General features: G+C 63.0%; 25 protein-coding genes. 11 read left to right on the forward strand and 14 right to left on the reverse strand.

The window, feature by feature from the left end; genetic code table 11:
- Window positions 1-7: 7 nt before the first annotated feature.
- Complete coding sequence (locus GRI48_RS01725) at window positions 8-1084, reverse strand: two-component system sensor histidine kinase NtrB (protein WP_160670504.1); 1077 nt, start codon at window positions 1082-1084, stop codon at window positions 8-10.
- Window positions 1085-1090: 6 nt separating this feature from the next.
- Window positions 1091-2107 carry a tRNA dihydrouridine synthase DusB gene (gene dusB, locus GRI48_RS01730; protein ID WP_160670508.1) on the reverse strand — a complete coding sequence of 339 codons (1017 nt, stop codon included), beginning with the start codon at window positions 2105-2107 and terminating at the stop codon, window positions 1091-1093.
- Between the two features lie 75 nt (window positions 2108-2182).
- Between dusB and GRI48_RS01735 the strand changes: the two genes are divergently transcribed.
- Together GRI48_RS01735 and GRI48_RS01740 are read left to right on the forward strand one after the other, a co-directional pair.
- Complete coding sequence (locus tag GRI48_RS01735; RefSeq protein ID WP_160670511.1) at window positions 2183-3331, forward strand: bifunctional 2-C-methyl-D-erythritol 4-phosphate cytidylyltransferase/2-C-methyl-D-erythritol 2,4-cyclodiphosphate synthase; 1149 nt, start codon at window positions 2183-2185, stop codon at window positions 3329-3331.
- Between the two features lie 12 nt (window positions 3332-3343).
- The gene (locus GRI48_RS01740) at window positions 3344-3847 is read left to right on the forward strand and encodes a CinA family protein (protein ID WP_160670515.1); all 504 of its coding nucleotides are present in this window, start codon (window positions 3344-3346) and stop codon (window positions 3845-3847) included.
- Here the strand turns inward: GRI48_RS01740 and GRI48_RS01745 are convergent.
- Both GRI48_RS01745 and lipA read right to left on the reverse strand, forming a co-directional pair.
- On the reverse strand, window positions 3808-4269 hold the full coding sequence (locus GRI48_RS01745; RefSeq protein ID WP_160670518.1) for a type II toxin-antitoxin system RatA family toxin: 462 nt from the start codon (window positions 4267-4269) through the stop codon (window positions 3808-3810). The two genes, GRI48_RS01740 and GRI48_RS01745, sit on opposite strands and share 40 nt — an antisense overlap.
- Window positions 4269-5213, reverse strand: a complete 945-nt coding sequence (gene lipA / locus GRI48_RS01750) for a lipoyl synthase (RefSeq protein WP_160670521.1) — start codon at window positions 5211-5213, stop codon at window positions 4269-4271. The genes GRI48_RS01745 and lipA overlap by 1 nt, the downstream gene beginning before the upstream one ends.
- 83 nt (window positions 5214-5296) lie before the next feature.
- Between lipA and GRI48_RS01755 the strand changes: the two genes are divergently transcribed.
- Both GRI48_RS01755 and GRI48_RS01760 read left to right on the forward strand, forming a co-directional pair.
- Window positions 5297-5935 carry a carbonic anhydrase gene (locus GRI48_RS01755; protein WP_160670524.1) on the forward strand — a complete coding sequence of 213 codons (639 nt, stop codon included), beginning with the start codon at window positions 5297-5299 and terminating at the stop codon, window positions 5933-5935.
- A gap of 37 nt (window positions 5936-5972) precedes the next feature.
- Window positions 5973-6695 (forward strand): NYN domain-containing protein, encoded by a 723-nt coding sequence (locus GRI48_RS01760; protein ID WP_160670528.1) that lies wholly within the window; start codon window positions 5973-5975, stop codon window positions 6693-6695.
- Between the two features lie 79 nt (window positions 6696-6774).
- Here GRI48_RS01760 and GRI48_RS01765 read toward each other — a convergent pair whose 3' ends face one another.
- Complete coding sequence (locus GRI48_RS01765) at window positions 6775-8073, reverse strand: hypothetical protein (protein WP_160670531.1); 1299 nt, start codon at window positions 8071-8073, stop codon at window positions 6775-6777.
- Between the two features lie 289 nt (window positions 8074-8362).
- On the opposite strand from GRI48_RS01765, the gene gyrA reads away from it, so the two are divergent.
- On the forward strand, window positions 8363-11197 hold the full coding sequence (gene gyrA, locus GRI48_RS01770) for a DNA gyrase subunit A (RefSeq protein ID WP_160670534.1): 2835 nt from the start codon (window positions 8363-8365) through the stop codon (window positions 11195-11197).
- Between the two features lie 9 nt (window positions 11198-11206).
- Window positions 11207-12052: a TauD/TfdA dioxygenase family protein gene (locus GRI48_RS01775; protein ID WP_160670537.1), complete on the forward strand. Its 846-nt coding sequence runs from the start codon at window positions 11207-11209 to the stop codon at window positions 12050-12052.
- Here GRI48_RS01775 and GRI48_RS01780 read toward each other — a convergent pair.
- Complete coding sequence (locus tag GRI48_RS01780; RefSeq protein WP_160670540.1) at window positions 12049-12702, reverse strand: lysoplasmalogenase family protein; 654 nt, start codon at window positions 12700-12702, stop codon at window positions 12049-12051. The genes GRI48_RS01775 and GRI48_RS01780 overlap by 4 nt on opposite strands.
- 55 nt (window positions 12703-12757) lie before the next feature.
- On the opposite strand from GRI48_RS01780, the gene trmFO reads away from it, so the two are divergent.
- Window positions 12758-14125 (forward strand): methylenetetrahydrofolate--tRNA-(uracil(54)-C(5))-methyltransferase (FADH(2)-oxidizing) TrmFO, encoded by a 1368-nt coding sequence (trmFO, locus tag GRI48_RS01785; RefSeq protein WP_160670543.1) that lies wholly within the window; start codon window positions 12758-12760, stop codon window positions 14123-14125.
- 9 nt (window positions 14126-14134) lie between these two features.
- On the opposite strand, the gene GRI48_RS01790 is transcribed toward trmFO, so the two are convergent.
- The 8 genes from GRI48_RS01790 to GRI48_RS01825 all read right to left on the reverse strand — a co-directional run bounded on the left by GRI48_RS01790 (window position 14135) and on the right by GRI48_RS01825 (window position 20617).
- The gene (locus tag GRI48_RS01790) at window positions 14135-14596 is read right to left on the reverse strand and encodes an EF-hand domain-containing protein (RefSeq protein WP_160670546.1); all 462 of its coding nucleotides are present in this window, start codon (window positions 14594-14596) and stop codon (window positions 14135-14137) included.
- A gap of 31 nt (window positions 14597-14627) precedes the next feature.
- Window positions 14628-15281 (reverse strand): hypothetical protein, encoded by a 654-nt coding sequence (locus GRI48_RS01795; protein ID WP_160670549.1) that lies wholly within the window; start codon window positions 15279-15281, stop codon window positions 14628-14630.
- A gap of 1 nt (window position 15282) precedes the next feature.
- On the reverse strand, window positions 15283-16689 hold the full coding sequence (locus GRI48_RS01800) for a pyruvate dehydrogenase complex E1 component subunit beta (protein WP_160670552.1): 1407 nt from the start codon (window positions 16687-16689) through the stop codon (window positions 15283-15285).
- Window positions 16689-17768 carry a pyruvate dehydrogenase (acetyl-transferring) E1 component subunit alpha gene (gene pdhA, locus GRI48_RS01805; RefSeq protein ID WP_202389169.1) on the reverse strand — a complete coding sequence of 360 codons (1080 nt, stop codon included), beginning with the start codon at window positions 17766-17768 and terminating at the stop codon, window positions 16689-16691. Before pdhA ends, GRI48_RS01800 begins: the two co-directional genes overlap by 1 nt.
- Before the next feature lie 138 nt (window positions 17769-17906).
- Window positions 17907-18236, reverse strand: a complete 330-nt coding sequence (locus GRI48_RS01810; RefSeq protein ID WP_337190747.1) for an FtsB family cell division protein — start codon at window positions 18234-18236, stop codon at window positions 17907-17909.
- Window positions 18237-18288: 52 nt separating this feature from the next.
- Window positions 18289-19449, reverse strand: a complete 1161-nt coding sequence (locus tag GRI48_RS01815) for an acyl-CoA dehydrogenase family protein (protein ID WP_160670561.1) — start codon at window positions 19447-19449, stop codon at window positions 18289-18291.
- A 6-nt stretch (window positions 19450-19455) separates the two neighbouring features.
- Window positions 19456-20091 (reverse strand): carboxymuconolactone decarboxylase family protein, encoded by a 636-nt coding sequence (locus GRI48_RS01820; RefSeq protein WP_160670564.1) that lies wholly within the window; start codon window positions 20089-20091, stop codon window positions 19456-19458.
- A gap of 1 nt (window position 20092) precedes the next feature.
- The gene (locus GRI48_RS01825) at window positions 20093-20617 is read right to left on the reverse strand and encodes a VOC family protein (RefSeq protein WP_160670567.1); all 525 of its coding nucleotides are present in this window, start codon (window positions 20615-20617) and stop codon (window positions 20093-20095) included.
- Between the two features lie 147 nt (window positions 20618-20764).
- Between GRI48_RS01825 and hppD the strand changes: the two genes are divergently transcribed.
- From hppD to GRI48_RS01845, 4 genes are all read left to right on the forward strand, one after another.
- Window positions 20765-21886: a 4-hydroxyphenylpyruvate dioxygenase gene (hppD, locus tag GRI48_RS01830; protein ID WP_160670570.1), complete on the forward strand. Its 1122-nt coding sequence runs from the start codon at window positions 20765-20767 to the stop codon at window positions 21884-21886.
- Window positions 21883-22467, forward strand: coding sequence for a VOC family protein (locus GRI48_RS01835; protein WP_160670573.1), 585 nt, complete (start codon window positions 21883-21885; stop codon window positions 22465-22467). Before hppD ends, GRI48_RS01835 begins: the two co-directional genes overlap by 4 nt.
- A 64-nt stretch (window positions 22468-22531) precedes the next feature.
- Entirely contained in the window at window positions 22532-23407 is an 876-nt protein-coding gene (locus GRI48_RS01840; protein WP_160670577.1) for a mechanosensitive ion channel family protein, read from the forward strand.
- A gap of 42 nt (window positions 23408-23449) precedes the next feature.
- Window positions 23450-24364: a haloalkane dehalogenase gene (locus GRI48_RS01845; RefSeq protein WP_160670580.1), complete on the forward strand. Its 915-nt coding sequence runs from the start codon at window positions 23450-23452 to the stop codon at window positions 24362-24364.
- The last annotated feature ends 8 nt before the right edge of the window (window positions 24365-24372 follow it).

Here is a 24372-nt window from a genome sequence, read left to right on the forward strand (position 1 = left end):
CTGGTTCCTACCTCGCGACCGGCAGGTGAATGCGGAAATGCGTGAGGCCGAGCTTTTCGTCGCGCTCGTGATGGATCCGGCCGTCCATGTCCTTGACCAGCTTGCGAACCAGCGCGAGGCCAAGTCCCTGCCCCGTCTTCTTGCCCGTGACGAAGGGCTCGAAAATGTGTCCGCGGATGGCGGGGTCGATACCGGGGCCATTGTCCGTCACGGTGACCTCGATTGGCAGGCGGATCGACTTGCCGAACCGGATCGCATTGAAAACCAGTCCGCTGACGAAGCGGGTCTTCACCCTCACCTGGGCGTCATCGTGCCCATCGACCGCATCGCGAGCATTGCTGACGAGGTTTATCAGGACTTGCTCGAGCGCGTCGGCATTCGCGAGCACCTGCGGCAGGGATGGATCGAACTCCTCGATCAGCTCGACGCCATTGGTGCCCGCCGCGCGCACGCTGGCCAGCGCACTGCGGACGACCTCGTGGAGATTGATCGGTCCGACGGGTTCGACGTTGCGGCTGCCGAGCTGCTGCATGCGGTCGATCAGCCGGGCGATGCGATCGACCTCATCGGAAATCATCCGGGCAAGGGGCCGATCCTTTTCTTCCAGCTTGCGGGCGATCAGCTGCCCTGCCCCCCGGATCGCGGAGAGCGGGTTTTTAATCTCGTGCGCGAGGATCGCCGGTGCGCGCAGTTCCGCGTCGGCCAGTTCCTCCACCTCGCTGTCGGATGGCTTGGCATCGCTCAGGGTGAGGACGCGCCAGCCCGGATGCGAAGGAAGCGGGGATGCCGTCAGGTTGACCGTCCGCGCGATCCCGTCGAGCGACAGCGAAATGCCGCGCGCAATGAGCTGTTCGTCCACGGAAGCCAGCCGCTCGCGCATCCGGCGCTCGGCAATCGGCAGTAGATCGAAAAGCTGCGTACCGACGATGCGCTTTGCGCTGCGGCCGAACATGACCTCGGCAGCGTGGTTCGCCTCGGTGACGAGGAGATCCTTGTCGATCAGGATGACTGCAAAGATCAGGCCGGCAATCTGCGCCTGCGCATCGGGGCGCTCGACCGCGATCTCCGGTTCGGCGGAAGCCATCGTCGGCTAGGCCGCCCTGCGATGGAGGAATGGTTCGTAGAAGCGCTCCACCTCGCCCAGAACCTGGTCGGGGTCGTCGATGAAATTGACCCGGTTCCGGAATTCGGCCGAGCCATGCATGCCCTTCGTATACCAGCCAAGGTGCTTGCGCGCGATCTTGGCCCCGACATCGCGGCCGTAAAGCTCGAGCATGCCGTGGTAATGCTCGACCAGCGTATCGTACTGCTCGTCGAAGCTCGGTGTGGCCAGCAGTTCGCCGGTCCGCCACCAGTGCATGACCTGACCGAGCAGCCACGGCTTGCCGTAAGCACCGCGCCCGATCATCAGGCCATCCGCACCCGATTGTTCCAGCGCCTTTGCGGCATCCTCGACGCCGCAGATATCGCCATTGACGATGACCGGGATCGAGACCGCTTCCTTGACCTTGCGCACGAAAGCCCAGTCGGCACTACCCTTGTACATCTGGTTGCGCGTGCGGCCGTGGACAGTGACCATCTTAACGCCGAGATCTTCGGCAATCCGGGCGAGTTCCGGCGCATTGAGATCGCCGTGGTCCCAGCCCATCCGCATCTTGACCGTCACCGGGACGTCGACCGCTTTGACTGTCGCTTCCATCAGCTTCGTCGCCAGCGGTACTTCGCGCATAAGGGCCGAACCCGCGAGCTGGCCGACGACCTTGCGAACCGGACAGCCGAAATTGATATCGATAACCTCGGCGCCGTTACCTTCCTGCAATTGTGCCGCTTCCGCCATGCTTGCCGGATCGCAGCCGACGAGCTGCATCGAAACCGGTTCCTCGGTCGGGTGCCATTCCGCCTTCTGCACCGACTGGCGCGTTTCCCGGATCGCGGCCTCGCTGGCGATCATTTCGGTAACATTGAGGCCCGAGCCATAGCGCCGGACAAGCGTGCGGAAGGGCTTGTCCGTCACGCCGGTCATCGGCGCGAGCACGACCGGGCAGTCGATCGTGACCGGTCCGATCGCGATCGGCTTCAGCGCCGGAGGGGTGGGAAGCGAAGTCATTGTCGTCGATGTGCCTAAAATTTGTGCAGCGCATAGTGGATTGCGGACTTGAGGGCAAGCGTCTAGCGGCTGGCCATGGCGGATGTCGCCCCCCTCCCCCCTTTCGCAGCCATCGTTGTCGCCGCGGGCGCAGGCCTGCGCGCAGGGCAGCCGCTACCCAAGCAATTCGCGCCCTACCGCGGCAAGCCGCTGCTGCGCCATTCGGTAGAGCGATTGCTGGCTGCCGGTTCAGATCCGGTTGCTGTCGTCATCCCGCTGAATGCCGAGACGATAGCCGAAGAGATCCTCACCGGCTTGGAAAACGTCGTACTGGTCACGGGCGGTGCGACCCGGCAAACATCGGTCATGCATGGCCTGCTCACGATCATCGGTCCCGATATCGAGCACGTCCTCATACACGATGCGGCAAGACCGGACGTGCCGCGGGATGTGATCGAGCGCTTGCTCGGTGCCCTCGAAACCAGCGAAGGCGCCATTCCTGTCCTGCCGGTGGTCGATAGTATCGCCGTCGCGCAAGGCGACCGGATGCAGGGTAAGGCCGATCGCGAGACGCTGCGCCGCGTCCAGACACCACAGGCCTTTCGCATGGAAACGATCTTGGCAGCACACGAGGCTTGGCAGGGCCAGCCCGACGCCGGCGATGACGCGCAGGTGCTGATGGCGAACGGAGGCGAAGTCCGCTTCGTTGCCGGCGACGAGCGGCTGAAGAAAATCACTTTCGCGGAGGATTTCGTGGACCGGCTTCCCCTGACCCGCACCGGAATGGGCTTCGATGTGCACCGCCTGGTAGAAGGTGAGGAATTGTGGCTCGCCGGCCTGAAACTCGATCACGACAAGGGGCTGTCCGGTCACAGCGATGCCGACGTGGCGCTTCACGCCATTACCGACGCGCTGCTCGGCAGTGTCGGCGCGGGCGATATCGGCGATCATTTCCCGCCCAGCGATCCGCAGTGGAAAGGCGCATCGTCCGACCGGTTCCTTGCCCATGCAGGCGGGCTCGTCGCCGAAGCGGGCTTCGCGATTGCCAGCATTGATCTGACGATCATCTGCGAAGCGCCGAAAATCGGCCCGCATCGGGACGCCATGCGAAACCGTATCGCCGACATCCTGCAATGCGATCCGGCCCGGGTCAGCGTCAAGGCAACCACTACAGAGCGCCTCGGCTTTACCGGCCGCGGAGAAGGCATCGCCGCGCAGGCTATCGCAACCGTTCAATCCAGCTGATACGGTAGGACCATGACGACCGACAGATTACTCCCCGCCGACATCGACGATCTCGCCCGCCGCGTGATCGAGGAAAACGCGGCGCTTGGTCGCAAGGTCACCGTCGCCGAGAGCTGCACCGGCGGCCTCGTGACGGCGGCATTGACCGAGATTCCCGGCTCGTCGGCGGTGCTGGAACGCGGCTACGTAACCTATTCCAACGAAGCGAAGATGGAGATGCTCGGCGTTTCGAGCGAGATTATCGAGACCTTCGGTGCCGTGTCCATCGCTTGCGTGTGGGCGATGGCCAAGGGCGCGCTCGAGAAAAGCGGAGCCGATGTCGCCGTCGCAATCAGCGGAGTAGCCGGGCCCGGCGGCGGAACCGCGCTGAAGCCCGTGGGGACGGTCGTATTCGCAAAGGCGGTCCGCGATGCTCCCGGGGAGCCGCAAGGGGAATCACGCGATTTCGGTGATAACGGGCGCGGCGAGATCCGCCGTCAGGCCGTGCTTTGCGCGCTGGACCTGCTGCTGCCGTAGAGTTCATGCGCACGCTGCTCGAAGGCGGCTACCATCCGCCGGAACGCGCTGTCGAAATACTGCCCTGCGAGCGCCTCGAACACCCTGTTCTTGAACGTGAAGTCGACGCAGAACTCGATCTCGCAACTGTCCGGCCCGAGCGGGCGGAATTCCCACCGGTTGTCGAGATCGCGCAAGGGCCCGTCGACGTAATGGACGACGATCACCCTCGGTCGATCCTTCGTCACCCGCGAGGTGAACTTCTCGCGGATCGCCTTGAAGCCCACGAGCATGTCGGCAACCATTTCGGTCTCGCTGTCCGAACGGACCCGGGTGGCGACCACCCACGGCAGAAAGTCGGAATAGCGCGCAACGTCGGCGACCAGATCGAACATCTGCTCCGCGCTGTACGGCAGGGCGTGGACTTCGTGGATTCCCGGCATCAGGCGGACTGTTTGGCGGCAGCCTTGGCGAACTTGGCTTCACGGGCGGCACGCATCTCTGCAAAATCGTCACCCGCGTGATAGCTGGACCGTGTGAGCGGACTGGCCGCGACCTGCAGGAACCCCTTCGCCCGGGCGATCGCGCCGTATGCATCGAAGGCCTTGGGCGTGACGAATTCCTCGATCTTGGCGTGTCGGGGAGTGGGTTGCAGGTACTGCCCCATCGTCATGAAATCGATGTCCGCAGTGCGCATGTCGTCCATCACCTGATGCACTTCCAGGCGCTGCTCGCCGAGGCCCAGCATGATGCCCGACTTGGTGAAGATCATCGGATCGTGCGATTTGACTTCCTCGAGCAACCGCAGCGACGCGTAATAGCGCGCGCCCGGCCGGATCGTGGGATAGAGCCGCGGCACGGTTTCCAGATTGTGGTTGTATACGTCGGGCCCGGCCTCGCAGATCGCCTCGACCGCGGGGCGCATCTTGCCCCTGAAATCCGGCGTCAGGATCTCGATCGTGGTGTCCGGAGTCTCGCGCCGCAAAGCCTTGATGACCTTGACGAACTGCCCTGCCCCGCCATCCGGCAGATCGTCACGATCGACCGACGTGACCACGATGTGTTCGAGGCCCAGCTTGGCTGCAGCCGCGGCGGTATGCTCGGGCTCGAGCGGATCGACCATCCGCGGCATGCCCGTCTTGACGTTGCAGAACGCGCAGGCGCGCGTGCAGACATCGCCGAGGATCATCACGGTCGCGTGTTTCTTGGTCCAGCATTCCCCGATGTTGGGACAAGCCGCCTCTTCGCACACCGTGTTGAGGTTGAGTTCGCGCATCAGCTTGCGCGTATCGTTGTAGCCCTGGCTCGTGGGTGCCTTGACCCGGATCCAGTCAGGCTTGCGCTGGCGCGGCTCGCGCGGTTCCGGGACAGATGAGAGATCGTTCATCCGGCCCATCTAGGGCGGCACGAGATTGGCCGCAAGACAAGCCTACTTGAACTGTGACGAGAAACATTGCAGCGCAGCCCGCGATGAAGACATTCGCAGACATGATCGAGGGCTATCGCATTTTCCGCTCGGGAGACTGGCGCGAGGAACGCGCCCGCTGGGCCGAGCTAGCCGAAGGACAGTCGCCGCAGGTGATGGTCATCTCGTGCTCCGACAGCCGGGTCGATCCTGCGCAGATCCTGAATGTCGCACCGGGCGAAATCTTCGTAGTCCGCAACGTTGCCGCGCTGGTCCCCCCTTACGAAACCACGCCCGGGCGTCACGGCGTCTCGGCAGCGGTCGAGTTCGCGGTGCAATTCCTCAAGGTGAAGGAAATTCTGGTCATGGGGCATGGCCTGTGCGGTGGCTGCCAGGCGGCCCTGACGCAGAGCCTGCACGGCAACGAACTGGGCGAAGGCGGCTTCGTCGCCCATTGGGTGGACATGCTGGAGGAAGCGCGCGAGCCGATCGCTGCTCGTCTCGGCACGAGTGGGCGCGAAGCCGAACTTGCGATGGAGCTGGAGGCGGTCAAGGTGAGCCTGACCAACCTGATGAGCTTCCCATACGTGCAGGAGAAGGTCGAGCGCGGCGAGCTTACGCTGCACGGCGGTCACTTCGCGATCTCCGACGGCATCCTGCGCGTGCTCGATCACGGGACGGGAGAGTTCGTGCCTGCGGAGTGACTTGCGCATGGATGGCCGGACGGCCATCTAGCCGGGCATGGCGGAAAACGAACTCAAGAATATCGCGTTGCTGATCGACGCGGACAACACCTCGCCGCGCGGAATCGACCCGGTCCTGACCGTCATGGCGGAACTGGGCCAGGTCAACATCAAGCGCGCCTATGGCAATTTCGCCAAGAACAACCTCGCGAAGTGGGACACGATCACCCATCGCTACGGCATCCAGCCGCACCAGCAGTTCGACCTGACGGCAGGCAAGAATGCGACCGACATGGCGATGACGATCGATGCCATCGACCTGCTCTACCAAGGGAAGGTCGACGGGTTCGGCATTATGAGTTCGGACAGCGACTTCACGCCCCTCGTTACGCGCCTGCGCCAGGACGGCCTCGTCGTCTACGGCTTCGGCAGCACGCAGAAGACCCCGGCCGCCTTCAAAAGCGCGTGTACTCGCTTCATCGACATCGACGCCCTGATCCGCGGCGCATCGGACGAGGAAACCCCGCAGCAGAAGAAGAGCGCGGCCAAGGCTCAGATCGACGAGGAACTGGTCGATCTTCTCGGAACGGCGTGGAAAGCCGCCAACCGTGACGAGGACGGTTACGCGCAGATGGGCGAAGTCGGCCAGATCGCCGGAAACCGCTCGAGCTTCGATGTGCGCAACTATGGCTTCAAGCGACTGATCGACCTGTTCGACGCGATCGAGCAGTTCAAGGTCGAACGCCGGGACAACTCGGTGTGGGTCAAGCGCCTGCGCTGACCGAGGACCGCGCTGAGAGCGCAAAAGAAAACGGCGCGGAGGTTTCCCCCCGCGCCGCTTTTCGTTCAAGAGAGGGCTGTCAGCCGCCGCTCTTCTGGGTCGCGTAGACCGAGTAGAGGTTGGCGATCGCCTGCCTTGCGCCCTGCACCTTGTTGAAGGTCGCCTGCGCTTCGGCATACTTGCCCTGATCGAGCTGTGCGATACCAAGGCGCGTGAGCACCAGCGGGGTGTTGGCGCCCGGCATGCCGGCAGCCTTGCTGTAGAACTCCTCGGCTTCTGCAGCCTTACCGTAGTTGAGATAGGCATCGCCTGCCGCAACCACAGTCTTGACGGTCGCATTGGGCTTGCGGGCATCGGCGCCGTAGCTCGGCAGTTCGGCGAGATCGACCTTCTCGCGCTCCTTGGCGATCTTGTACCAGTCGCTGATCAGCGTGTCGCTGCGATCCAGCTTGCCCTTGGTATAGCCTTCGTCGATCAGCGACACCACTTCGCCCGGAAGACGGCGCGGATCGGCTGCTTCGAGGTATTCCTTGTAGAGCTGGGCATCGCGCAGACCGTCCGCCCGGCGTGCCAGGCGCATCAGGTCGAGGATTTCCGGATACTCGTAGTTGTTCGTGTTGAGCACGATGGCGACTGCATCGGCCCAGCTCGTCTGGCTGGGATACATGCTGACGTACCGGCGCGCGTAATCCTGCGCCTGCGCATTCAGCTTGTTGTTGTACGCATTGGCCAGGCCAGCTTTGATCCACGCCTCGTCGACCGGCTCGCCGGCGGCCTGCTTGGCATCGATGATCGCGCTCAGATACTTGAGACCTTCGGCATACTGATCGTCGTTGAAATAGGTCTGTGCGATCAGCAGCTGCGGATCGTTCTCGCGGTAGCCGAGGTCGTAGGCCGTCTGGATGTAATTACGCGCCTTGGCGTAGTCCTTCGCATTGTAAGCCAGCTGACCTGCGAAGAAGTTATACAGCGGAGCCTTGTCGGCAGCGGCCTTGCCGCTGGCAATCATGAGCTCGAGGCCCTGGTACTGGAGAGCAGTGTCCTGGCCGAACTGGCCGACCTGCAGAACGAGGCTACCCGCGGCGAGGCGATCGTCCGGCGTCTGCACGGCGGCAAGGACTGTCGGCAGTGCGGCCTTCAGTGCCGCCACGTCAGGCGGCGTAACCTTGGTCATTTCGGAAACCGGGCTGTAAGCCGCGATGAATTCCTTGGAATAATTGGATTTGGGCGCCTCTTCCTTCTTTTTCTTCTGCGCATAGGCAGGCTCTGCGAAGCCGGCGGTCGCGACCAGCGCGCCGGTTGCCATCGCGAGCGCGAGTGCAAGGTGAGAAGAGCCACGCGACTTGCGCGCAACGAGATTACGGGGATCGAAGATCATTGAGTTAGTCTCCCAGAGATATCTGGCGAAGCGGTCCGGCCTCGCGTGAATTTGATGAATCTGCTGATGGCGGCGATTAGGTGAAAATGCAATTTGGTTGTAGGGTTTGTCCGCTGAACAGCCTTTGAATGCGATATGGACCAAAGCTTCATGTAACCATGGTCCGGTATTGTGGAAAAAGCGCTCGACACAGCGCCTTGGTTCCCGGTCTTGGTGGCATTGCACGGCCAGATGCCCTAGGCTCACGACGATACCGAAAAGCGCGGAAATCTGACAAAAAGGCCGCATTTTGAGCGACGAAACCGACATTATCGACACGCCCCCTCCGGGCGACGAATTCGAACGCATCGACATCGTCGATGAGATGAAGACGAGCTACCTCGATTACGCGATGAGCGTGATCGTCAGCCGCGCGTTGCCCGACGTGCGCGACGGGCTCAAGCCGGTGCATCGCCGAATTCTCTACGCCAGCCAGGAAGGCGGCTTCGTCGCCGGGCGGCCCTACCGCAAGAGCGCCAAGATCGTCGGCGACGTGATGGGTAATTATCACCCGCACGGCGATGCCGCGATCTACGATGCGCTGGCGCGCATGACGCAGCCATGGTCGATGCGCGTGCCGTTGGTCGATGGCCAGGGCAACTTCGGGTCGATGGACCCGGACCCGCCGGCTTCCATGCGCTACACCGAGGCGCGCCTGGCGCGGGTCGCCAATTCGCTGCTCGACGATCTCGACAAGGACACCGTCGACTTTGCCGAGAACTACGACGGTTCGACCAAGGAGCCGACGGTACTTCCGGCGCGCTTCCCCAATCTGCTCGTCAATGGTGCCGGCGGCATCGCGGTCGGGATGGCGACCAATGTCCCGCCCCACAACCTGGGCGAAGTGATTGCCGGCTGTCTCGCGTTCATGGAAAACCCGGCGATCACCTCGGAAGAATTGTTCGAGATCATCCCCGGTCCAGATTTCCCGACCGCGCCGCTGATCCTCGGCCAGTCCGGGGCGCGGGCAGCCTACACGACCGGTCGCGGCTCCATCCTGATGCGCGCGCGTCACGAGATCGAGACCAAGCGCGGCGATCGCCAGTCGATCGTGCTGACGTCGATTCCCTATCAGGTCGGCAAATCGAACCTGGTCGAGAAGATCGCCGATGCCGCGAAGGAAAAGCGGATCGAGGGCATTTCCGACATTCGCGACGAAAGTTCGCGTGAAGGCGTCCGCGTCGTCGTCGACCTCAAGCGCGATGCGACCGCGGATGTCGTGCTCAACCAGATCTGGCGGCACACCCCGGCGCAATCCAGCTTCCCTGCCAACATGCTCGCGATCCGCGGCGGGCGGCCGGAAACGCTTACGCTGCGCGACATCATCAAGGCCTTCATCCAGTTCCGCGAGCAGGTCATCACGCGGCGCACCAAGTTCGAACTGAACAAGGCGCGCGAGCGGGCGCATGTCTTGCTCGGCCTGGTGGTCGCCGTGTCCAACCTCGACGAGGTCGTCGCGATGATCCGCACCGCGCCCAATCCGGCTGAGGCTCGCTCGCGCCTGTTGACCAAGGATTGGCCGATCGGCGACATCGCGCAGTACATCCGACTGGTGGAAGCGATCGAGCCGAACGCCGACGAGAGCGGCGGAACCTACCGCCTGTCCGAACGGCAGGTGAAAGCGATCCTCGACCTGCGCCTGCATCGCCTGACCGCTCTGGGTCGCGACGAAATCGGCGACGAGCTCAAGGAACTCGCGACCAAGATCGAATATTTCCTCTCGCTCCTTGCCGACCGCGTGAAGCTCTACGCCGTCATGCGCCAGGAACTCGAGGAGATCCGCGACACCTACGCCACGCCGCGCCTCGCCGAGATCGCGCCGGCCTGGGACGGGCTCGAGGACGAGGACCTCATCGAGCGCGATGAGATGGTCGTCACGGTAACCCATGGCGGTTACATCAAGCGCACCCCGCTCTCGACCTTCCGCGCCCAGAAGAAGGGTGGCAAGGGCCGCAGCGGCATGGCGACCAAGGACGAGGATGCCGTGGTCGAGATGTTCGTTACCTCGACCCACAATCCGGTGCTGTTCTTTACGAACACCGGCCGGGTCTATCGCCTGAAGGTATGGAAGCTGCCGGAAGGCGGCCCGCAGACCAAGGGCCGGCCGATGGTCAACCTGCTGCCTCTTGGAGACGATGAGAGGGTTACCAACGTCCTGCCCCTGCCCGAAGACGAGACCGAATGGGCAAACCTCAACATCGTCTTCGCGACCGAACAGGGCATGGTCCGCCGCAATTCGATGGACGCCTTCACCAATGTGCCGACCAACGGCAAATACGCGATGGGCTTCGTCGAAGGGTCGGGCGACCGGTTGATCGGCGTCGAACTTCTTACCGAAGAACAGGAGATTTTCCTGGCGAGCGATGCCGGAAAGGCGATCCGGTTTTCCGCAACCGACGCGCGCGAAACCAAGAGCCGCACCGGCATCGGCGTTCGCGGCATGAAGCTGAAGGAAGGCCAGAAGGTCGTCTCGATGGCGGTGCTCGATGCGGGCGATTGGGATACCGAGCAGCGTGACGCGTATCTGCGAGCCGCGGCCTGGAAGAACAACGATGCCGAATCGGTGTTGGACAGCGCCGTCTTCGAGCAGATGGCGGAGAACGAGGAATTCATCCTCACGCTGACCGCCAACGGCTATGGGAAGATCTCGTCCGCCTACGAATATCGCACCATCGGGCGTGGCGGCATGGGCCTGACCAACATCGGCGAACCGTCGAGCAATCCAGACCGCAATGGCCCGGTCGTGGCGAGCTTCCCGGTGCGCGACGGATCGCAGCTCATGCTTGTCACCGACCAGGCCAAGCTGATCCGCTTGCCGATCCGCTTGCGCCATCTGCTCGAGAACGGGTTCGAGGAGCACAAGGGTTTCTCGGTCTACGGACGCGGGTCTTCGGGCCTCAAGATCTTTGACGTAGCCAAGGGTGAACATATCGTCGGCGCGGCGCTGATCGACGAAACCGAGGAACCGGAAAACGAAGCGGAAGAGGCGATCGCCGAAGAACTCGCCGATCGCGAAGCTTCAACGACCGAGCCCTACACCACCGCCCATTCCGACAAGAATATCGAGGGCGAACCGGGAGGCTGAGTTGCAGCAATGTGCTTGCACGTCGAATTGAGCGGACAGGCATGCGGCGCCCGTGTGAGTGGTGTCGACCTGTCCGCGCCGCTCGGTGCCGAGACCATTGCCGAGATCCGCGAAATCTGGCTTCGCCATCGTGTCGTCGCCTTCCCGGGCCAGTCCGGAATGGACGATGACGCTCTGGAGAGGTTCACTCTACACATGGGTGGTTTCGGCGAAGACCCGTTCTTTGCCCCGATCGACGGGCGACAGAACATCGCCGCGATCCTGCGCGAGGCGGACGAGACGACACCTCTGTTCGCAGAAAACTGGCACAGCGACTGGAGCTTTCTCGAGCAGCCGCCGGCGGGCACTTGCCTCCTCGCCATCGAAATTCCGCCGACTGGCGGCGATACTCTGTTTGCCGACCAGGTCGCGGCCTTTGCTGCGCTGCCCGGCGATCGCAAGCAGCACCTGCGTACGCTGACCGCGATCCATAGCGCCAGACTGGCCTATGCACCCGACGGCACATATGGCGAAAAGGACGAAGGACGCAGCATGGCGATCCGTCCGGGGGAGACGGCCCGCGCGACGCAATTGCATCCGCTGGTCCACCGCCATCCCGAGACCGGCGAAGAGGCTCTCTATTCAACGCTCGGCTACATCGTCGGGATCGAAGGCATGGCGGAGGGCGACGCCTTCGCCTTGCTGTCCGAACTTGCAGCCTGGCAGTCGCGCGACGAGTTCGTCTACCGCCATCGCTGGGAGCCCGACATGCTTGTCATGTGGGACAATCGCGCCGTCCTGCACAAGGCGACCGGCGGCTACGAAGGCCACCGGCGTGAGTTGCACCGCACGACGATCGCTGCCTTTGCCGGTTAGTCCGTGCTGGCTTTCAATTCGCCGCGCAACGTGCGGATGACGCCGGTGGCGATCAGGAACTGCGCCGAGAAATAGATCGGCCAGACGAGCAGGTCCGCAACGCCTACCAGATTTCCGCCCATGCGTGCGAAGATCAGAAAATCGGAAATCACGAACAGCACTGCCCCGGCGCCGACGCGGTAGCGGGGGAAACGGCTGATCCAGGCACCCGCCGCCATCCCCCCCAGCGCGAGGCCGTAGAGTCCTACGGCAGGGCTGGACGAAAGCAGCCAGCAGACGAGCGGTGTCGCCACGAGCAAGAGCGCGGCAAGAATTCGCTGGCTCGGCGCCAAGTGAATGCGCCGGTTGCGCAGATACAGCGAGATCGCCGCAAGGTGCGCGGCGAAGAACAGCGCGCCGCCGATCTCGAACCAGAGCTCGAGCGCCATGTCCGCCAGCGAGCACAGTAACAGGTAGAGTGCGATCAGCTTCGCATTGGCACTGTCATGCCGCTGCCACGCGTAGACCGCCAGTGCCATGCACGCGCCGCCCTTCAGGAGAATAAGCCACGTGCCCCCGAGCTGATTGTCGGTCAGGAAGTAGTACGCCACGGCGCTCACGATGCTGAGCAGCAGCCAGGGGCGATGATCGACAAGGGCGCGCTTCGGCATGATGCGGTGATGTCTGGACTTGATGCCCGCCCCTCGCAAGCTCTAGGGGGCGGCCATGGCACATGATGTCCACATCATCGGCGGCGGGCTGGCAGGCAGCGAGGCCGCCTGGCAACTCGCCAAGCGCGGCTTCAGCGTGCGGCTGTCCGAAATGCGCGGCAGCGGCGAGACGACGCCTGCACACCAGACCGATGGGCTGGCCGAGCTGGTCTGCTCCAACTCCTTCCGCTCGGACGACAGCGACAAGAACGCGGTCGGCCTGTTGCACGACGAGATGCGGCGGCTCGACAGCATCGTGATGTCGGCGGGCGAAGTGGCGCGCGTTCCGGCCGGCAGCGCCATGGCGGTCGATCGCGACGTTTTCTCCGCCGAGGTCGAGCGGCGCCTTCTGGCACATCCCGGGATCACCGTGGTACGCGAGCGGGTCGACACGCTTCCCGATGCCGGACTGACGATTGTGGCGACCGGGCCGTTGACGGCGCAAGCCCTCGCGCAGAGCATCGTCGCGGCAACGGGCCAGGACCGCCTGGCTTTCTTCGACGCGATCGCGCCCATCGTCCACCGCGACAGCATCGATATGTCGAAATGCTGGATCCAGAGCCGGTGGAACAAGCGCACCGAGGCTTCCAACGAAGGCGGCGACTACATCAACTGCCCGATGACGAAGGAGCAGTATCTCGCTTTCCACCAGGGGCTGATGGACGGCGAAAAGACCGAGTTTCGCGAATGGGAAGCGGACACGCCCTATTTCGATGGGTGCATGCCCATTGAAGTCATGGCTGCGCGCGGGGTCGAAACGCTGCGGTACGGCCCGATGAAGGGTGTCGGTCTCGACAATCCCTACGACACCAGCGAGGAACATCCACAGGGCCGCTGGCCCTACGCCGTCGTGCAACTGCGGCAGGACAACAAGCTCGGTACGTTGTGGAACATGGTCGGCTTCCAGACGAAGCTCAAGTATGGCGCGCAGGTCGAGCTGTTCCGCACGATCCCGGGCCTGGAGAACGCGGAATTCGCCAGGCTCGGCGGGCTGCACCGCAACACCTTCATCAATTCGCCACTGGTGCTCGACCGCCAGTTGCGGCTGCGTGGCGCCTCGCACGTACGCTTCGCCGGACAGATCACCGGCTGCGAAGGCTATGTCGAATCCTCTGCGGTCGGCCTGCTCGCAGGCATGATGACGGCAGCCGAACTGGCGGGCGAAACGTGGTCGCCGCCGCCACGTAGCACTGCAATGGGCGCGCTGCTGAGCCACATCACCGGTGATGCCGAAGCGGCCACGTTCCAGCCGATGAACGTCAATTTCGGATTGTTCCCGCCGCTGCACGAGGTGAAGAAGAAGCAGCGCAAGGAGGCTTATACCGCCCGCGCCAAGGCCGATATCGGGGAATGGCTTGCCGGGATGGACGCCGTCCCGGCCTGACGCGCTGGGTCAGCAGCGACACGCAGGCTTGCGTTTGGCCGGCTTGGGTGCGGTCGTCGCGAATTCCCGCTGGGTCAGGCTGTTGTCCCCGTCCACGTCCGCGCCTTCGAACTTGCCGACGGTGGCTACCGCCCATTCCTCGAAGGTCAGCAGGTTGTTGCCGTCCTTGTCGAGCTTGCGGAAGGCGTCGGTGCGGGTCGAGAGCATCTCGTTGCGCGTAATTCGCAGATCGCGATTGCGATCGTAGCGGAAGAAACGCCTTTGCTCGCGGGTCAACTCGCTTGCTTCGGGCGGCGCGGGGCCCTGCAAATCGGTGACGTCCACGCTCGGCAGGACGGTCGGATTGGCAACAGGCTCCTGGACCATGGGTGGCGGCGCGCCCTGCTCCACCTCGGCCCGACCCTGCCACCAGAACACGCCGAGGCCGGCCAATGCGAGCGCAAGAAATGCTCCGAGAACGAATGAGCGCATCGCTATAACCCCTTGTTTCGCCGAGGATAGCCTAGCGACCGGAAAAGCCAAGCCGTAGCGCGGCGAGTGCCCCGCCCCGGCCCGCCATCAGCGCGGGATCGTTGCGACGGGCGGCGCGCATCCCGAGCCCCGCGAGCACGTGAAGTCCGCGCAAGACACGGGGCAGCACCGGCAGACCGTGGTCGAGCGCAATCGCGCGCAGCATCTCGCGCTCTCCTGCGTCCGAGGCGTGGACGCTCGCGTCCATCGCTGCCCAGATAATTCCCGCCTCCCGCGCCGCCGCTTCGCTTTGCGGTTCTACAAGAGCGGCAAATCCGGCAAGGCCGTCGGCTCGTTGAGCGACGAAGTTCTCCGCCACATGGGGCGCGAGTTCGTCGACCAGCAGCAGTTCCCAGCCATCGACCAAGCTTGCGAGCGATCCTTCCCGCCCGCGCCAGTGCGCGCCGATCGCGTCCAGCACGACATCGCCGGTCGGCCTCAGCTCCGGCGGCTTCGCTAGTTCGTCACGCCACCAGGCGAGCCGCAATTGTGCGAGCATGGGCTCGCTCGCCTGGCTCACGATCCGCGCCAGCCGCTGGTCCAGCCCTAGAAAGGTCGCCAGCAACGGGCGAGCGCGAACCGGCGTCCACGCGAGCGCCACGCGCTTTTCCGGCGCGAAATCGTCCGTCAGCACATCGGGCGTCACGTCAGTCGACGTAGCACACCTTTTTCGCCGCCTCGACGATCCGCTTGCTGTCGATGAGAGCCAGCTTTTCGAGATTGGCGGCATAGGGCAGCGGCACGTCCTCGTTGCAGACCCGCAGAACCGGCGCATCGAGGTGATCGAAGCCCTGCTCCATGCAAACCGCAATGACTTCGGACGCGATCGAGCAGGTCGGCCAGCCTTCCTCGGCAATGATGAGGCGATTGGTTTTCTTGAGGCTTTCGAGGATCGCCTCTGTGTCGAGCGGGCGCAGGGTGCGCAAGTCGATCACCTCGGCATCGATGCCCTGCTCCGCCAGGTCTTCAGCCGCTTCCAGCGCGAGGCCGACGCCGATCGAATAGCTTACGATGGTCACGTCGCTACCATCGCGCACGATGCGTGCCTTGCCGATCGGCAGCACGTAATCGTCGACGTCCGGAACGTCGAAGCTGCGCCCGTACACGAGCTCGTTCTCGAGGAATACGACCGGGTCCTCGCTGCGGATCGCCGCTTTCAGCAGGCCCTTGGCATCCGTGCTGTCATAGGGCGCGATCACGATGAGACCGGGCACGCTGGCGTACCACGGGCCGTAGTTCTGGCTATGCTGTGCACCCACGCGGCTTGCTGCACCGTTGGGGCCACGGAACACGACCGGACACCGCATCTGCCCGCCGGACATGTAGTTGGTCTTGGCGGCAGAGTTGATGATGTGATCGATCGCCTGCATCGCGAAGTTGAACGTCATGAATTCGACGATCGGACGCAAGCCGCCCATCGCGGCGCCTGTACCGATGCCGGCAAAGCCATATTCGGTGATCGGGGTGTCGATGACCCGCTTGGGACCGAACTCGTCGAGCAGGCCCTGGGTGACCTTGTAGGCCCCCTGGTATTCGGCGACTTCCTCGCCCATGACGAAAACGCGTTCGTCGGCGCGCATTTCCTCTGCCATGGCATCGCGCAAGGCTTCGCGAACGGTCACCGAAGTTATCGTTGTGCCTTCGGGCACCTCGGGATCGCTGGGGCGAGCTTGCGCTGCCGGCTTGGTTGCCTGGGCTTCGCTCGTTTCGCGGCCCACGTCCTTGCCTTCGCCCGGTACGTCGTCGACTTGATCGGTAGAACTTTCGTCAGCAGCCGATGCCGCCGGCGCTTCGACATCGCTCAGCTCCTCGCCATCCTCGGCGAGCATGGCGATCACCGTGCCTACAGCCACGTTCTCGGTTCCCGCTGCGACGACGATCTTGCCTAGCGTGCCTTCATCGACGGCTTCGAATTCCATCGTCGCCTTGTCGGTCTCGATCTCGGCGATGATGTCGCCGGAGGCAATCTGGTCACCTTCCTGCTTGAGCCACTTGGCGAGCGTGCCCTCCTCCATCGTCGGGGAAAGCGCCGGCATCTTGAGTTCGATCGCCATCAGTAGTTCTCCACCAGAACGTCGGTGTAGAGTTCGGGCGGCCCCGGCTCGGGCGAATTTTCGGCGAAGTCCGCGGCTTCGGCAACCGTCGAGCGGATCGCCTTGTCGATCGCTTTCAGATCGTCTTCCGACTTGCCCTTTTCGATCAGGATCTTCTTCAGCCCTTCGATCGGATCGTGATGCTCGCGTTGTTCCTGCACTTCCTCGCGCGTCCGGTACTTGGCCGGGTCGGACATCGAGTGCCCGCGATAGCGATAGGTATTGCACTCCATCAGCACCGGACCGTTGCCTTCGCGCACGTGCTTGAAGGCCACCTCTGCAGCCTGCCTTACCTCAAGCACGTCCATCCCGTTCACTTCCATGCCGGGGATGCGAAAGGCCGTGCCGCGACGATAGAAGCGCGTTTCGGCAGAACTGCGCTTGGTGGCCGTTCCCATCGCGTACTGGTTGTCCTCGACCACGAAGACGATCGGCAGATTCCACAGGGCCGCCATGTTGAAGGTCTCGTAGACCTGGCCCTGGTTGGCAGCACCGTCACCGAAATAGGCGAGGCACAATCCGCCGTCCTCGTTGTACTTGTGCGCAAGCGCCAGTCCGCCACCGAGTGCGACCTGCGCGCCGACGATGCCGTGGCCGCCGTAGAATTTGTGCTCGGTCGAGAACATGTGCATCGACCCGCCCTTGCCCTTGGAGATACCGGCCTCGCGCCCTGTCAGCTCGGCCATGATGACCTTGGGGTCGATGCCGTAGGCGAGCATGTGACCGTGATCGCGGTAGCCGGTGATCACGCTGTCCTTGTCGTTGTCGAGCGCGGACTGCAGCCCGATCGCGACGGCTTCCTGGCCGATGTACAGGTGACAGAACCCGCCGATCAGTCCCAGGCCGTAGAGCTGGCCCGCCTTCTCCTCGAACCGGCGGATCAGCAGCATCTGCTCATAGAACTTGAGCATCTGTTCCTCGCTCGCATCGAAGCGGCGGTTCCGGTCGTATTCTTGCTGCAGGCTTCGCAGGAGGAAGTCGGTATCATCGGCTGCTGATGACGCCGGCGCGTTCTGTGGCGACTTGGCGGAGTTGGCCAACGCTGGCTCCTTGTTGTGACGGGCTGCCTGGGGAGGCGGAAAGTGCAAGCGGCTATAGGCATAACCGGCGTGGCTGCGCAATCGCAACCGGCCGCGACATCAGCAATTTACGTTAGGTCACGGCCAAGCCGCGATTACTCATTCGGCCGGATGTTCGGGCTCGAGCGTAACGACGATCTCGTCGGGATGTACGAAATTGAGATTGCCGCGAAGCAGTTCGCCAATCAGGTCCGGATCGGCATTGTTGGGGTCGAGCAGAGCGACGCGGTTCTTCAGTTCCGTACGCTCTTCCTGCAGCGACGCGATCTGCTGGTTGCGCTCGTCCAGAAGCCGGAGATTCTCGCTCCACGCAAGCAAGCCGGACGGGCCGGCAACTGCCAGACCGCCCATCAGCAAAAGCAGGCCGAGCGCAAGCGCCTGAATCCGGCGCTCCTTGCTGGTAAGTATCTGATGCCCCTCGCGTGCCACGTCGCAATAGAATCACGGTTAACGCCCGAAAGCAAGCGATTCTGCGCGTTTGTCAGTAGGAACGCGGCAGGCCGAGCACGTGTTCGGCCAGATAGCTGAGGATGAGGTTGGTCGAGATCGGCGCGACGGTATAAAGCCGCGCTTCGCGGAACTTGCGCTCGATGTCGTACTCCTCCGCGAATCCGAACCCGCCGTGGGTCTGCACGCACATGTCGGCCGCAGCCCAGCTGGCCTCGCTGGCGAGCATCTTCGCCATGTTCGCTTCCTCGCCCGCATTACCCCCCTCGTCGTAAACGCGAGCCGCATGGTGAACCATGAGTTCGGCGGCGCGCATCTGGGCATAGCAGCGCGCGATCGGGAACTGGACGCCCTGGTTCTGTCCGATCGGTCGCGAAAATACGGTCCGGTCCTTCGCGTAGTCGACAGCGCGGTCGATGAACCACTTGGCATCACCGATGCACTCGGCAGCGATCAGCACGCGTTCCGCGTTCATTCCTGACAATATGTAGCGGAAGCCCTTCCCCTCCTCGCCGATCAGCGAGGTCGCCGGGACGCGCATTTCGTCGAAGAAGACCTCCGTGGTCGAATGGTTCATCATCGTGCGGATGGGCTTGATCGTCATGCCGCCTGCGTCGCGCGCCGTGCGCATATCGACGAGGAAGATCGAAAGGCCCTCTGTCTTGCTGGCGGCTTCCTCACGCGGCGTCGTGCGTGCCAGGAGCAGCATGAGGTCCGAATGCTCGGCGCGGCTCGTCCAGATCTTCTGGCCGCTGATGACATAGTCGTCGCCGTCCCGCACCGCGCGCGTTTTCAGCGACAGCGTGTCGGTCCCGCTTGTCGGCTCGGACACGCCGAAGGCCTGCAGACGGAGTTCACCCGTCGCGATCTTGGGCAGGTATTCGGATTTCTGTTCCTCCGATCCGTAGCGCAGCAGCGTGTTCATGATGTACATCTGGGCATGGGCCGAGGCGCCATTGGAGCCGCTCGCCTGGATCTCCTCCATGATGACGGCCGCTGCGTCCAGTTTGAGGCCGCTGCCGCCGTACTCGGTAGGTATCAGCGCGGCCAGGAACCCGGCCTCGGTCAGCGCGTCGACGAATTCGGAAGGGTAGGCCCGGTCGCGGTCCTTTTCGCGCCAGTATTCGCCGGGAAAGTCTTCGCAGAGCGCGCGGACTGCGCGGCGGATCTCCGCCAGGTCTTCGGATTCGGTCATGGGGTCCTATCGTCCGGTGTCGAGAAAATCGGTGGCGGAGAAACTTTCGGGCGCGGCGACTTCCACGACTGGATCGTCGCGATCGTCGAACTCCAGTCGTAGCGCCTTCGTCATCACCGCGTGCATGTCGTAGAGGCAGGTCGTGTATGTCAATTCGAGGATCTCTACTTCGGAGAGAATGTCCTTGATCTGCGCAAACAGCGCATCCGGCACCCGCCCGCGATGCGTGACCAGCCGATCGGCATAGGCAAGGACAATCCGCTCTCGCTCGTCGAAGCAGTCCGCGCTCTGCCATGTCGGGAGCGCGGCTATCTTCTCCTCGCTGACCCCGAGGCCGCGCAGGCTCTTGCAGTGCTGCGAGAAAACGAACTGGCTGCCGACGGCATAACCGGCCCAGGTCTGTCCCAGTTCGCGGAGCACCGGGTCGAGCTTGCGCTGCGGGCTGCGGTAATAGGCAAAGCCTTGGGCGGCATGTTTCAGCGTATCGGGCGAAGCGGCGAAGACCGTCCACCAGTCCCCGCGGGTGCCGGTATCGGTGCCCGGCTCCGCAACCGGATCGCGCTCGCCGAACAGCAGCTTGTAAAGCGGCAAGGCAACTTCGGTGTCCGCCTCCTCGCGGGGTATCTCGCGCAGGCGCGGCATGTCAGGCGGTCTCCAGGCTTGCGGGTTCGTGAGCAATGTCGTCCGGCCCAAATTCCTTTGTGGTCGATGCAAATTCCATCATGATGCCATTGGGATCGGTGAAATACACCGATCGCACGAAGACGCCTTCGTGCATCTCGGCGGCGACACCCTGCGGGCTGTCGTCGTGATTGACGACCACTGGCGTGTGCGGGACCCCGGCATCCTTCAGCCGCGCCAGCATCGCCTCGAGCTGGTCCTGCTCCACGTCGAAGGCAAGATGGTTCATCGAGCCGATCGCGGTCTTGGGCTTCATCGGAAAATGCTCGACCGAAGCGATGCCGGGCGCCGCTGGCGGAGCGTCTTTCCACCAGAAGAAAGCAACGCTCGCCCCGCCCCCGCAATCGAAGAAGAAATGCTGGCCTCCATCGGGAAGCTGCACCGTCTTGAACAGGGGCATCTCCAGCACCCGGGTATAGAAATCGACCGTCTGCTTCATGTCGCGGCAGACCAGCGCGACGTGATTGATGCCTCTCGTTCTCGTCATCGACGCTCTCCCTCGTAGCCATTGTGCACTGCGCGGTTCCGCTCTGCAACGCCTTGGCATGGAACCAGCGGACGCTCCATCGGCTTTACAAATAGGGCCGAGTGGGCTATTTAGTTTCAGACGAAACCAAATCTCGTGGAGAAGATCATGCCCGACCTGTTCGACAACCCCGCCGGCCTCGACGGTTTCGAATTCGTCGAGTTCTGCGCACCCGAGAAGGGCCAACTCGAACCGGTCTTCAAGGCTATGGGATTCCAGCATGTCGCGACGCACCGTTCGAAGGATGTCGACCTTTGGCGACAGGGCGGAATCAACCTGATCGCCAATTACGAACCCAAGAGCGCCGCGTGGTATTTCGCCCGCGAGCATGGCGCCAGTGCCTGCGGCATGGCGTTTCGGGTCAAGGACGCGCGCAAGGCCTACCAGCACCTTCTCGACAAGGGTGCCGAGCCGGTTCAGGTCGAAACGGGTCCGATGGAACTGCATATCCCTGCCATTCGCGGGATCGGCGGCGCAATCCTGTATCTCGTCGACCGGTACCAGGACGAAAATGGCGACGGCCTGACCATCTACGACATCGATTTCGAGTATCTTCCCGGCGTCGACAGGCATCCCGAAGGCGCGGGCTTCACCCACATCGATCACCTGACGCACAACGTCTACGGTGGCCGGATGAAGTACTGGGCCGATTACTACGAGACCCTCTTCAACTTCCGCGAGATCCGCTTCTTCGACATCAAGGGCGAGTATACCGGACTGACCTCGAAAGCGCTCACCGCGCCGGACGGCAAGATCCGCATTCCGCTCAACGAGGAAGCCAAGGGTGGCGGCGGCCAGATCGAGGAGTTCCTGCGCGAGTTCAACGGCGAAGGCATCCAGCACATCGCTCTCATCTGCGATGACCTGATCGCAGCCTGGGACAGGCTCAAGGAATTCGGCGTGCCGTTCATGACCGCACCGCCGGAAACCTATTACGAGATGCTTCCCGAGCGCCTGCCCGATCACGGCCAGCCGACCGACGAACTCAAGGCGCGCGGCATCCTGCTCGACGGGACGACGGAAGGCGGCCAGCCACGCCTGTTGTTGCAGATATTCGCCGAGGCACAGGTCGGCCCAGTGTTCTTCGAGTTCATCCAGCGCAAAGGCGACGAGGGCTTCGGCGAAGGCAATTTCAAGGCGCTGTTCGAAAGCATGGAGCGTGACCAGATTCGGCGCGGCGTCCTGAGTGTCGAAGACGCCGAAACCGTCGATGCGGAGCCGGCAGAATGAGCGGCGCTGCATCCCATCCCGTCCGTCTCGGCGGTGTCCATCACGCGGCCTATCGCTGCAAGGATGCGAAAGAGACCGTGGACTGGTACGGCAAGGTGCTCGGCATGGACTACACCACCGCATTTGCCGAAGACCACGTGCCGTCGACCGGCGAGTACGATCCGTACATGCACGTTTTCCTGGATGCGGGTAACGGCAACATCCTGGCCTTCTTCGAACTGCCCAACCAGCGGGACATGGGCCGGGACGAAAACACGCCCGCCTGGGTCCAGCACCTCGCCTTCAGGGTCGGCAGCGAGGAAGAATTGCTGGCTGCCAAGCAGCATATCGAGAGTTGCGGCGTCGATGTCCTCGGCCCGACGCATCACGGGATTTTCAAGTCGATCTACTTCTTCGATCCGAACGGGCACCGCGTGGAGTTGGCCGCCGACATCGGTACGGACGAGCAGTATGCCGAGCTCAAGCGGGTAGCGCCGATGATGCTCGACGAGTGGAGCGAAACCAAGAAGGCCCCGCGTCATGCAGACTGGTTGCACGAGATCGCGCGCAAGGAACATGGCAGCGCGCCGGCGCCTGACTGATTGGCCAGAACCTCGGAACCCCGCCATTTTTGACGCATTATGAGGGCAGAAAACAGGGGCTCTCTTGAATTATATCGAAATACTGAAAACCCAGCTTCAGGGCATGGCCAAGGGCGCCATCGAGATCCTGCCAAGCCTGGCCATCGCTCTCGTCGTCCTCATCATCGCGTGGATCGTGTCGAAGGTCGCCCGATCGATCGTCGACAAGGTTACCGCGCGTACCAACATGCGCGAGGACCTGCGCAGCCTGATGCGTACACTCGTCAAGCTGGTCGTTTTCCTCATCGGCTTCCTGCTGGCTGCCGCGATCGTGGTGCCTGGTTTCACGCTTGGCGGAATGATCGCAGGCCTCGGAATAGGCGCGGTCGCCATCGGCTTTGCCTTCCAGGATATTTTCGAGAATTTCCTTGCCGGCGTGCTCATAATGCTGCGCGAGAAAATGCGCATCGGCGACCTGATCGAGGTCGAAGGCGTCCTGGGCAAGGTCGAACATATTACCTTGCGTGAAACGCACATCCGCCAGCTCTCCAACGAGCTGACGATCATGCCGAATTCGATGTTGTTCAAGAACCCGGTGCAGATCCTCACCGATGAAACGGTCCGCCGCAACGAGGTCGTCGTCGGCGTGAGCTACGATACCGACCTCGAAAAGGCGCAACAGGTCATCGCCGATGCGATGAAGACAGTCGACGCCATCGTCGAGGACCGGCCCGTCATCGTCTACGCGCAGGAATTCGGTGCCAGCTCGGTCGATTTCCTGGTCCAGTGGTATGCCCAATCGGCTGCTCGCGACTTGCGACAGACCAAGAGCGAAGCGATCAAGGCGATCAAGAAGCACCTCGATGCTGCAGGGATCGAGATACCGTTCCCCTATGTGACCCATACCTTTAAGGAGAAGGTGCCGTTGGGCAAGGAACCGGGCGAAGCTGCTGGCAATTAGGTTTTTGCGTGCTACTCGATCCTGCGCAAGGGAGTTCAGCCGATGCAAATTCTGTCATTCGACCCCGCCCGTTTCGCCAGTTTGCCGGACTATCCGTTCGCCGAGAATTGGCTCGAGATCGATCTTGGCGACGGCCACCACGGCCGGATGCACTATCTCGATGAGGGTCCGAGCGACGCACCGCCGGTGCTTCTCTATCACGGCGAGCCAAGCTGGAGCTTTCTCTACCGCAAGATGATTCCGATCCTCGTGGAAGCTGGATTCCGCTGCCTCGCTCCCGATCTCATTGGGTTCGGCAAGAGCGACAAACCGGACGACCAGGCATTCTACACCTATGATCGCCATGTCGACTGGCTCGGCCAATGGCGTGACAAGGTAGTGCCTGGCAAAGCCGCTCTGTTCTGCCAGGACTGGGGTAGCCTCCTCGGCCTGAGGATGGTCGGCAACGAGCCCGATCGCTTCGCCTGCGTGGTTGTGAGCAATGGCGCCCTGCCGGTCGGCGGGAGGGTGTCCGAAGGTTTCATGGCGTGGCGAGAATTCGCCCGTACCTCGCCCGATTTCGTTATCGGAAGCCTGCTCCAGCGCTCGACCGCGACCGAACTGACCGAAGCGGAGGTGGCCGCGTACGACGCCCCCTTCCCCGACGAACCGAGCAAGGCTGGCGCCCGCGCCTTCCCCGCATTAGTACCGGTCGAGGACGGGATGGACGGCATTGCGCAGAACAAGCGTGCCTGGCAAGGTCTTGCTGCTTTCGACAAGCCCTTCCTGACCTTGTTCGGCGAGGACGATCCCGTTCTCGGCCGGGGCGGTCCCGCTCTTGCAGACAATATCGCGGGTGCGAAGGGACAGCCGCACGCAATGCTGTCGCGCTGTGGCCATTTCAGCCAGGAAGATCGTCCGCGCGAACTCGCGCAGGGCATCATAGACATGGCGCGCAAGGCGGAATTTCTCACCTGACCCAAGCT

The organism is Qipengyuania oceanensis (genome assembly GCF_009827535.1).
In the GTDB taxonomy this organism is placed as follows: domain Bacteria; phylum Pseudomonadota; class Alphaproteobacteria; order Sphingomonadales; family Sphingomonadaceae; genus Qipengyuania_C; species Qipengyuania_C oceanensis.

What these genes read in the sequence shown, in the direction of transcription:
- GRI48_RS01725 (WP_160670504.1), bottom strand. Translation starts at nt 1,084, where the DNA reads ATGGCTTCCGCCGAACCGGAGATCGCGGTCGAGCGCCCCGATGCGCAG.
- GRI48_RS01845 (WP_160670580.1), top strand. Translation starts at nt 23,450, where the DNA reads ATGCAAATTCTGTCATTCGACCCCGCCCGTTTCGCCAGTTTGCCGGAC.
- GRI48_RS01755 (WP_160670524.1), top strand. Translation starts at nt 5,297, where the DNA reads ATGAAGACATTCGCAGACATGATCGAGGGCTATCGCATTTTCCGCTCG.
- GRI48_RS01790 (WP_160670546.1), bottom strand. Translation starts at nt 14,596, where the DNA reads ATGCGCTCATTCGTTCTCGGAGCATTTCTTGCGCTCGCATTGGCCGGC.
- lipA (WP_160670521.1), bottom strand. Translation starts at nt 5,213, where the DNA reads ATGAACGATCTCTCATCTGTCCCGGAACCGCGCGAGCCGCGCCAGCGC.
- GRI48_RS01775 (WP_160670537.1), top strand. Translation starts at nt 11,207, where the DNA reads ATGTGCTTGCACGTCGAATTGAGCGGACAGGCATGCGGCGCCCGTGTG.
- GRI48_RS01735 (WP_160670511.1), top strand. Translation starts at nt 2,183, where the DNA reads ATGGCGGATGTCGCCCCCCTCCCCCCTTTCGCAGCCATCGTTGTCGCC.
- trmFO (WP_160670543.1), top strand. Translation starts at nt 12,758, where the DNA reads ATGGCACATGATGTCCACATCATCGGCGGCGGGCTGGCAGGCAGCGAG.
- GRI48_RS01825 (WP_160670567.1), bottom strand. Translation starts at nt 20,617, where the DNA reads ATGACGAGAACGAGAGGCATCAATCACGTCGCGCTGGTCTGCCGCGAC.
- GRI48_RS01740 (WP_160670515.1), top strand. Translation starts at nt 3,344, where the DNA reads ATGACGACCGACAGATTACTCCCCGCCGACATCGACGATCTCGCCCGC.
- GRI48_RS01835 (WP_160670573.1), top strand. Translation starts at nt 21,883, where the DNA reads ATGAGCGGCGCTGCATCCCATCCCGTCCGTCTCGGCGGTGTCCATCAC.
- dusB (WP_160670508.1), bottom strand. Translation starts at nt 2,107, where the DNA reads ATGACTTCGCTTCCCACCCCTCCGGCGCTGAAGCCGATCGCGATCGGA.
- GRI48_RS01765 (WP_160670531.1), bottom strand. Translation starts at nt 8,073, where the DNA reads ATGATCTTCGATCCCCGTAATCTCGTTGCGCGCAAGTCGCGTGGCTCT.
- GRI48_RS01745 (WP_160670518.1), bottom strand. Translation starts at nt 4,269, where the DNA reads ATGCCGGGAATCCACGAAGTCCACGCCCTGCCGTACAGCGCGGAGCAG.
- GRI48_RS01815 (WP_160670561.1), bottom strand. Translation starts at nt 19,449, where the DNA reads ATGACCGAATCCGAAGACCTGGCGGAGATCCGCCGCGCAGTCCGCGCG.
- GRI48_RS01800 (WP_160670552.1), bottom strand. Translation starts at nt 16,689, where the DNA reads ATGGCGATCGAACTCAAGATGCCGGCGCTTTCCCCGACGATGGAGGAG.
- GRI48_RS01760 (WP_160670528.1), top strand. Translation starts at nt 5,973, where the DNA reads ATGGCGGAAAACGAACTCAAGAATATCGCGTTGCTGATCGACGCGGAC.
- GRI48_RS01780 (WP_160670540.1), bottom strand. Translation starts at nt 12,702, where the DNA reads ATGCCGAAGCGCGCCCTTGTCGATCATCGCCCCTGGCTGCTGCTCAGC.
- GRI48_RS01820 (WP_160670564.1), bottom strand. Translation starts at nt 20,091, where the DNA reads ATGCCGCGCCTGCGCGAGATACCCCGCGAGGAGGCGGACACCGAAGTT.
- hppD (WP_160670570.1), top strand. Translation starts at nt 20,765, where the DNA reads ATGCCCGACCTGTTCGACAACCCCGCCGGCCTCGACGGTTTCGAATTC.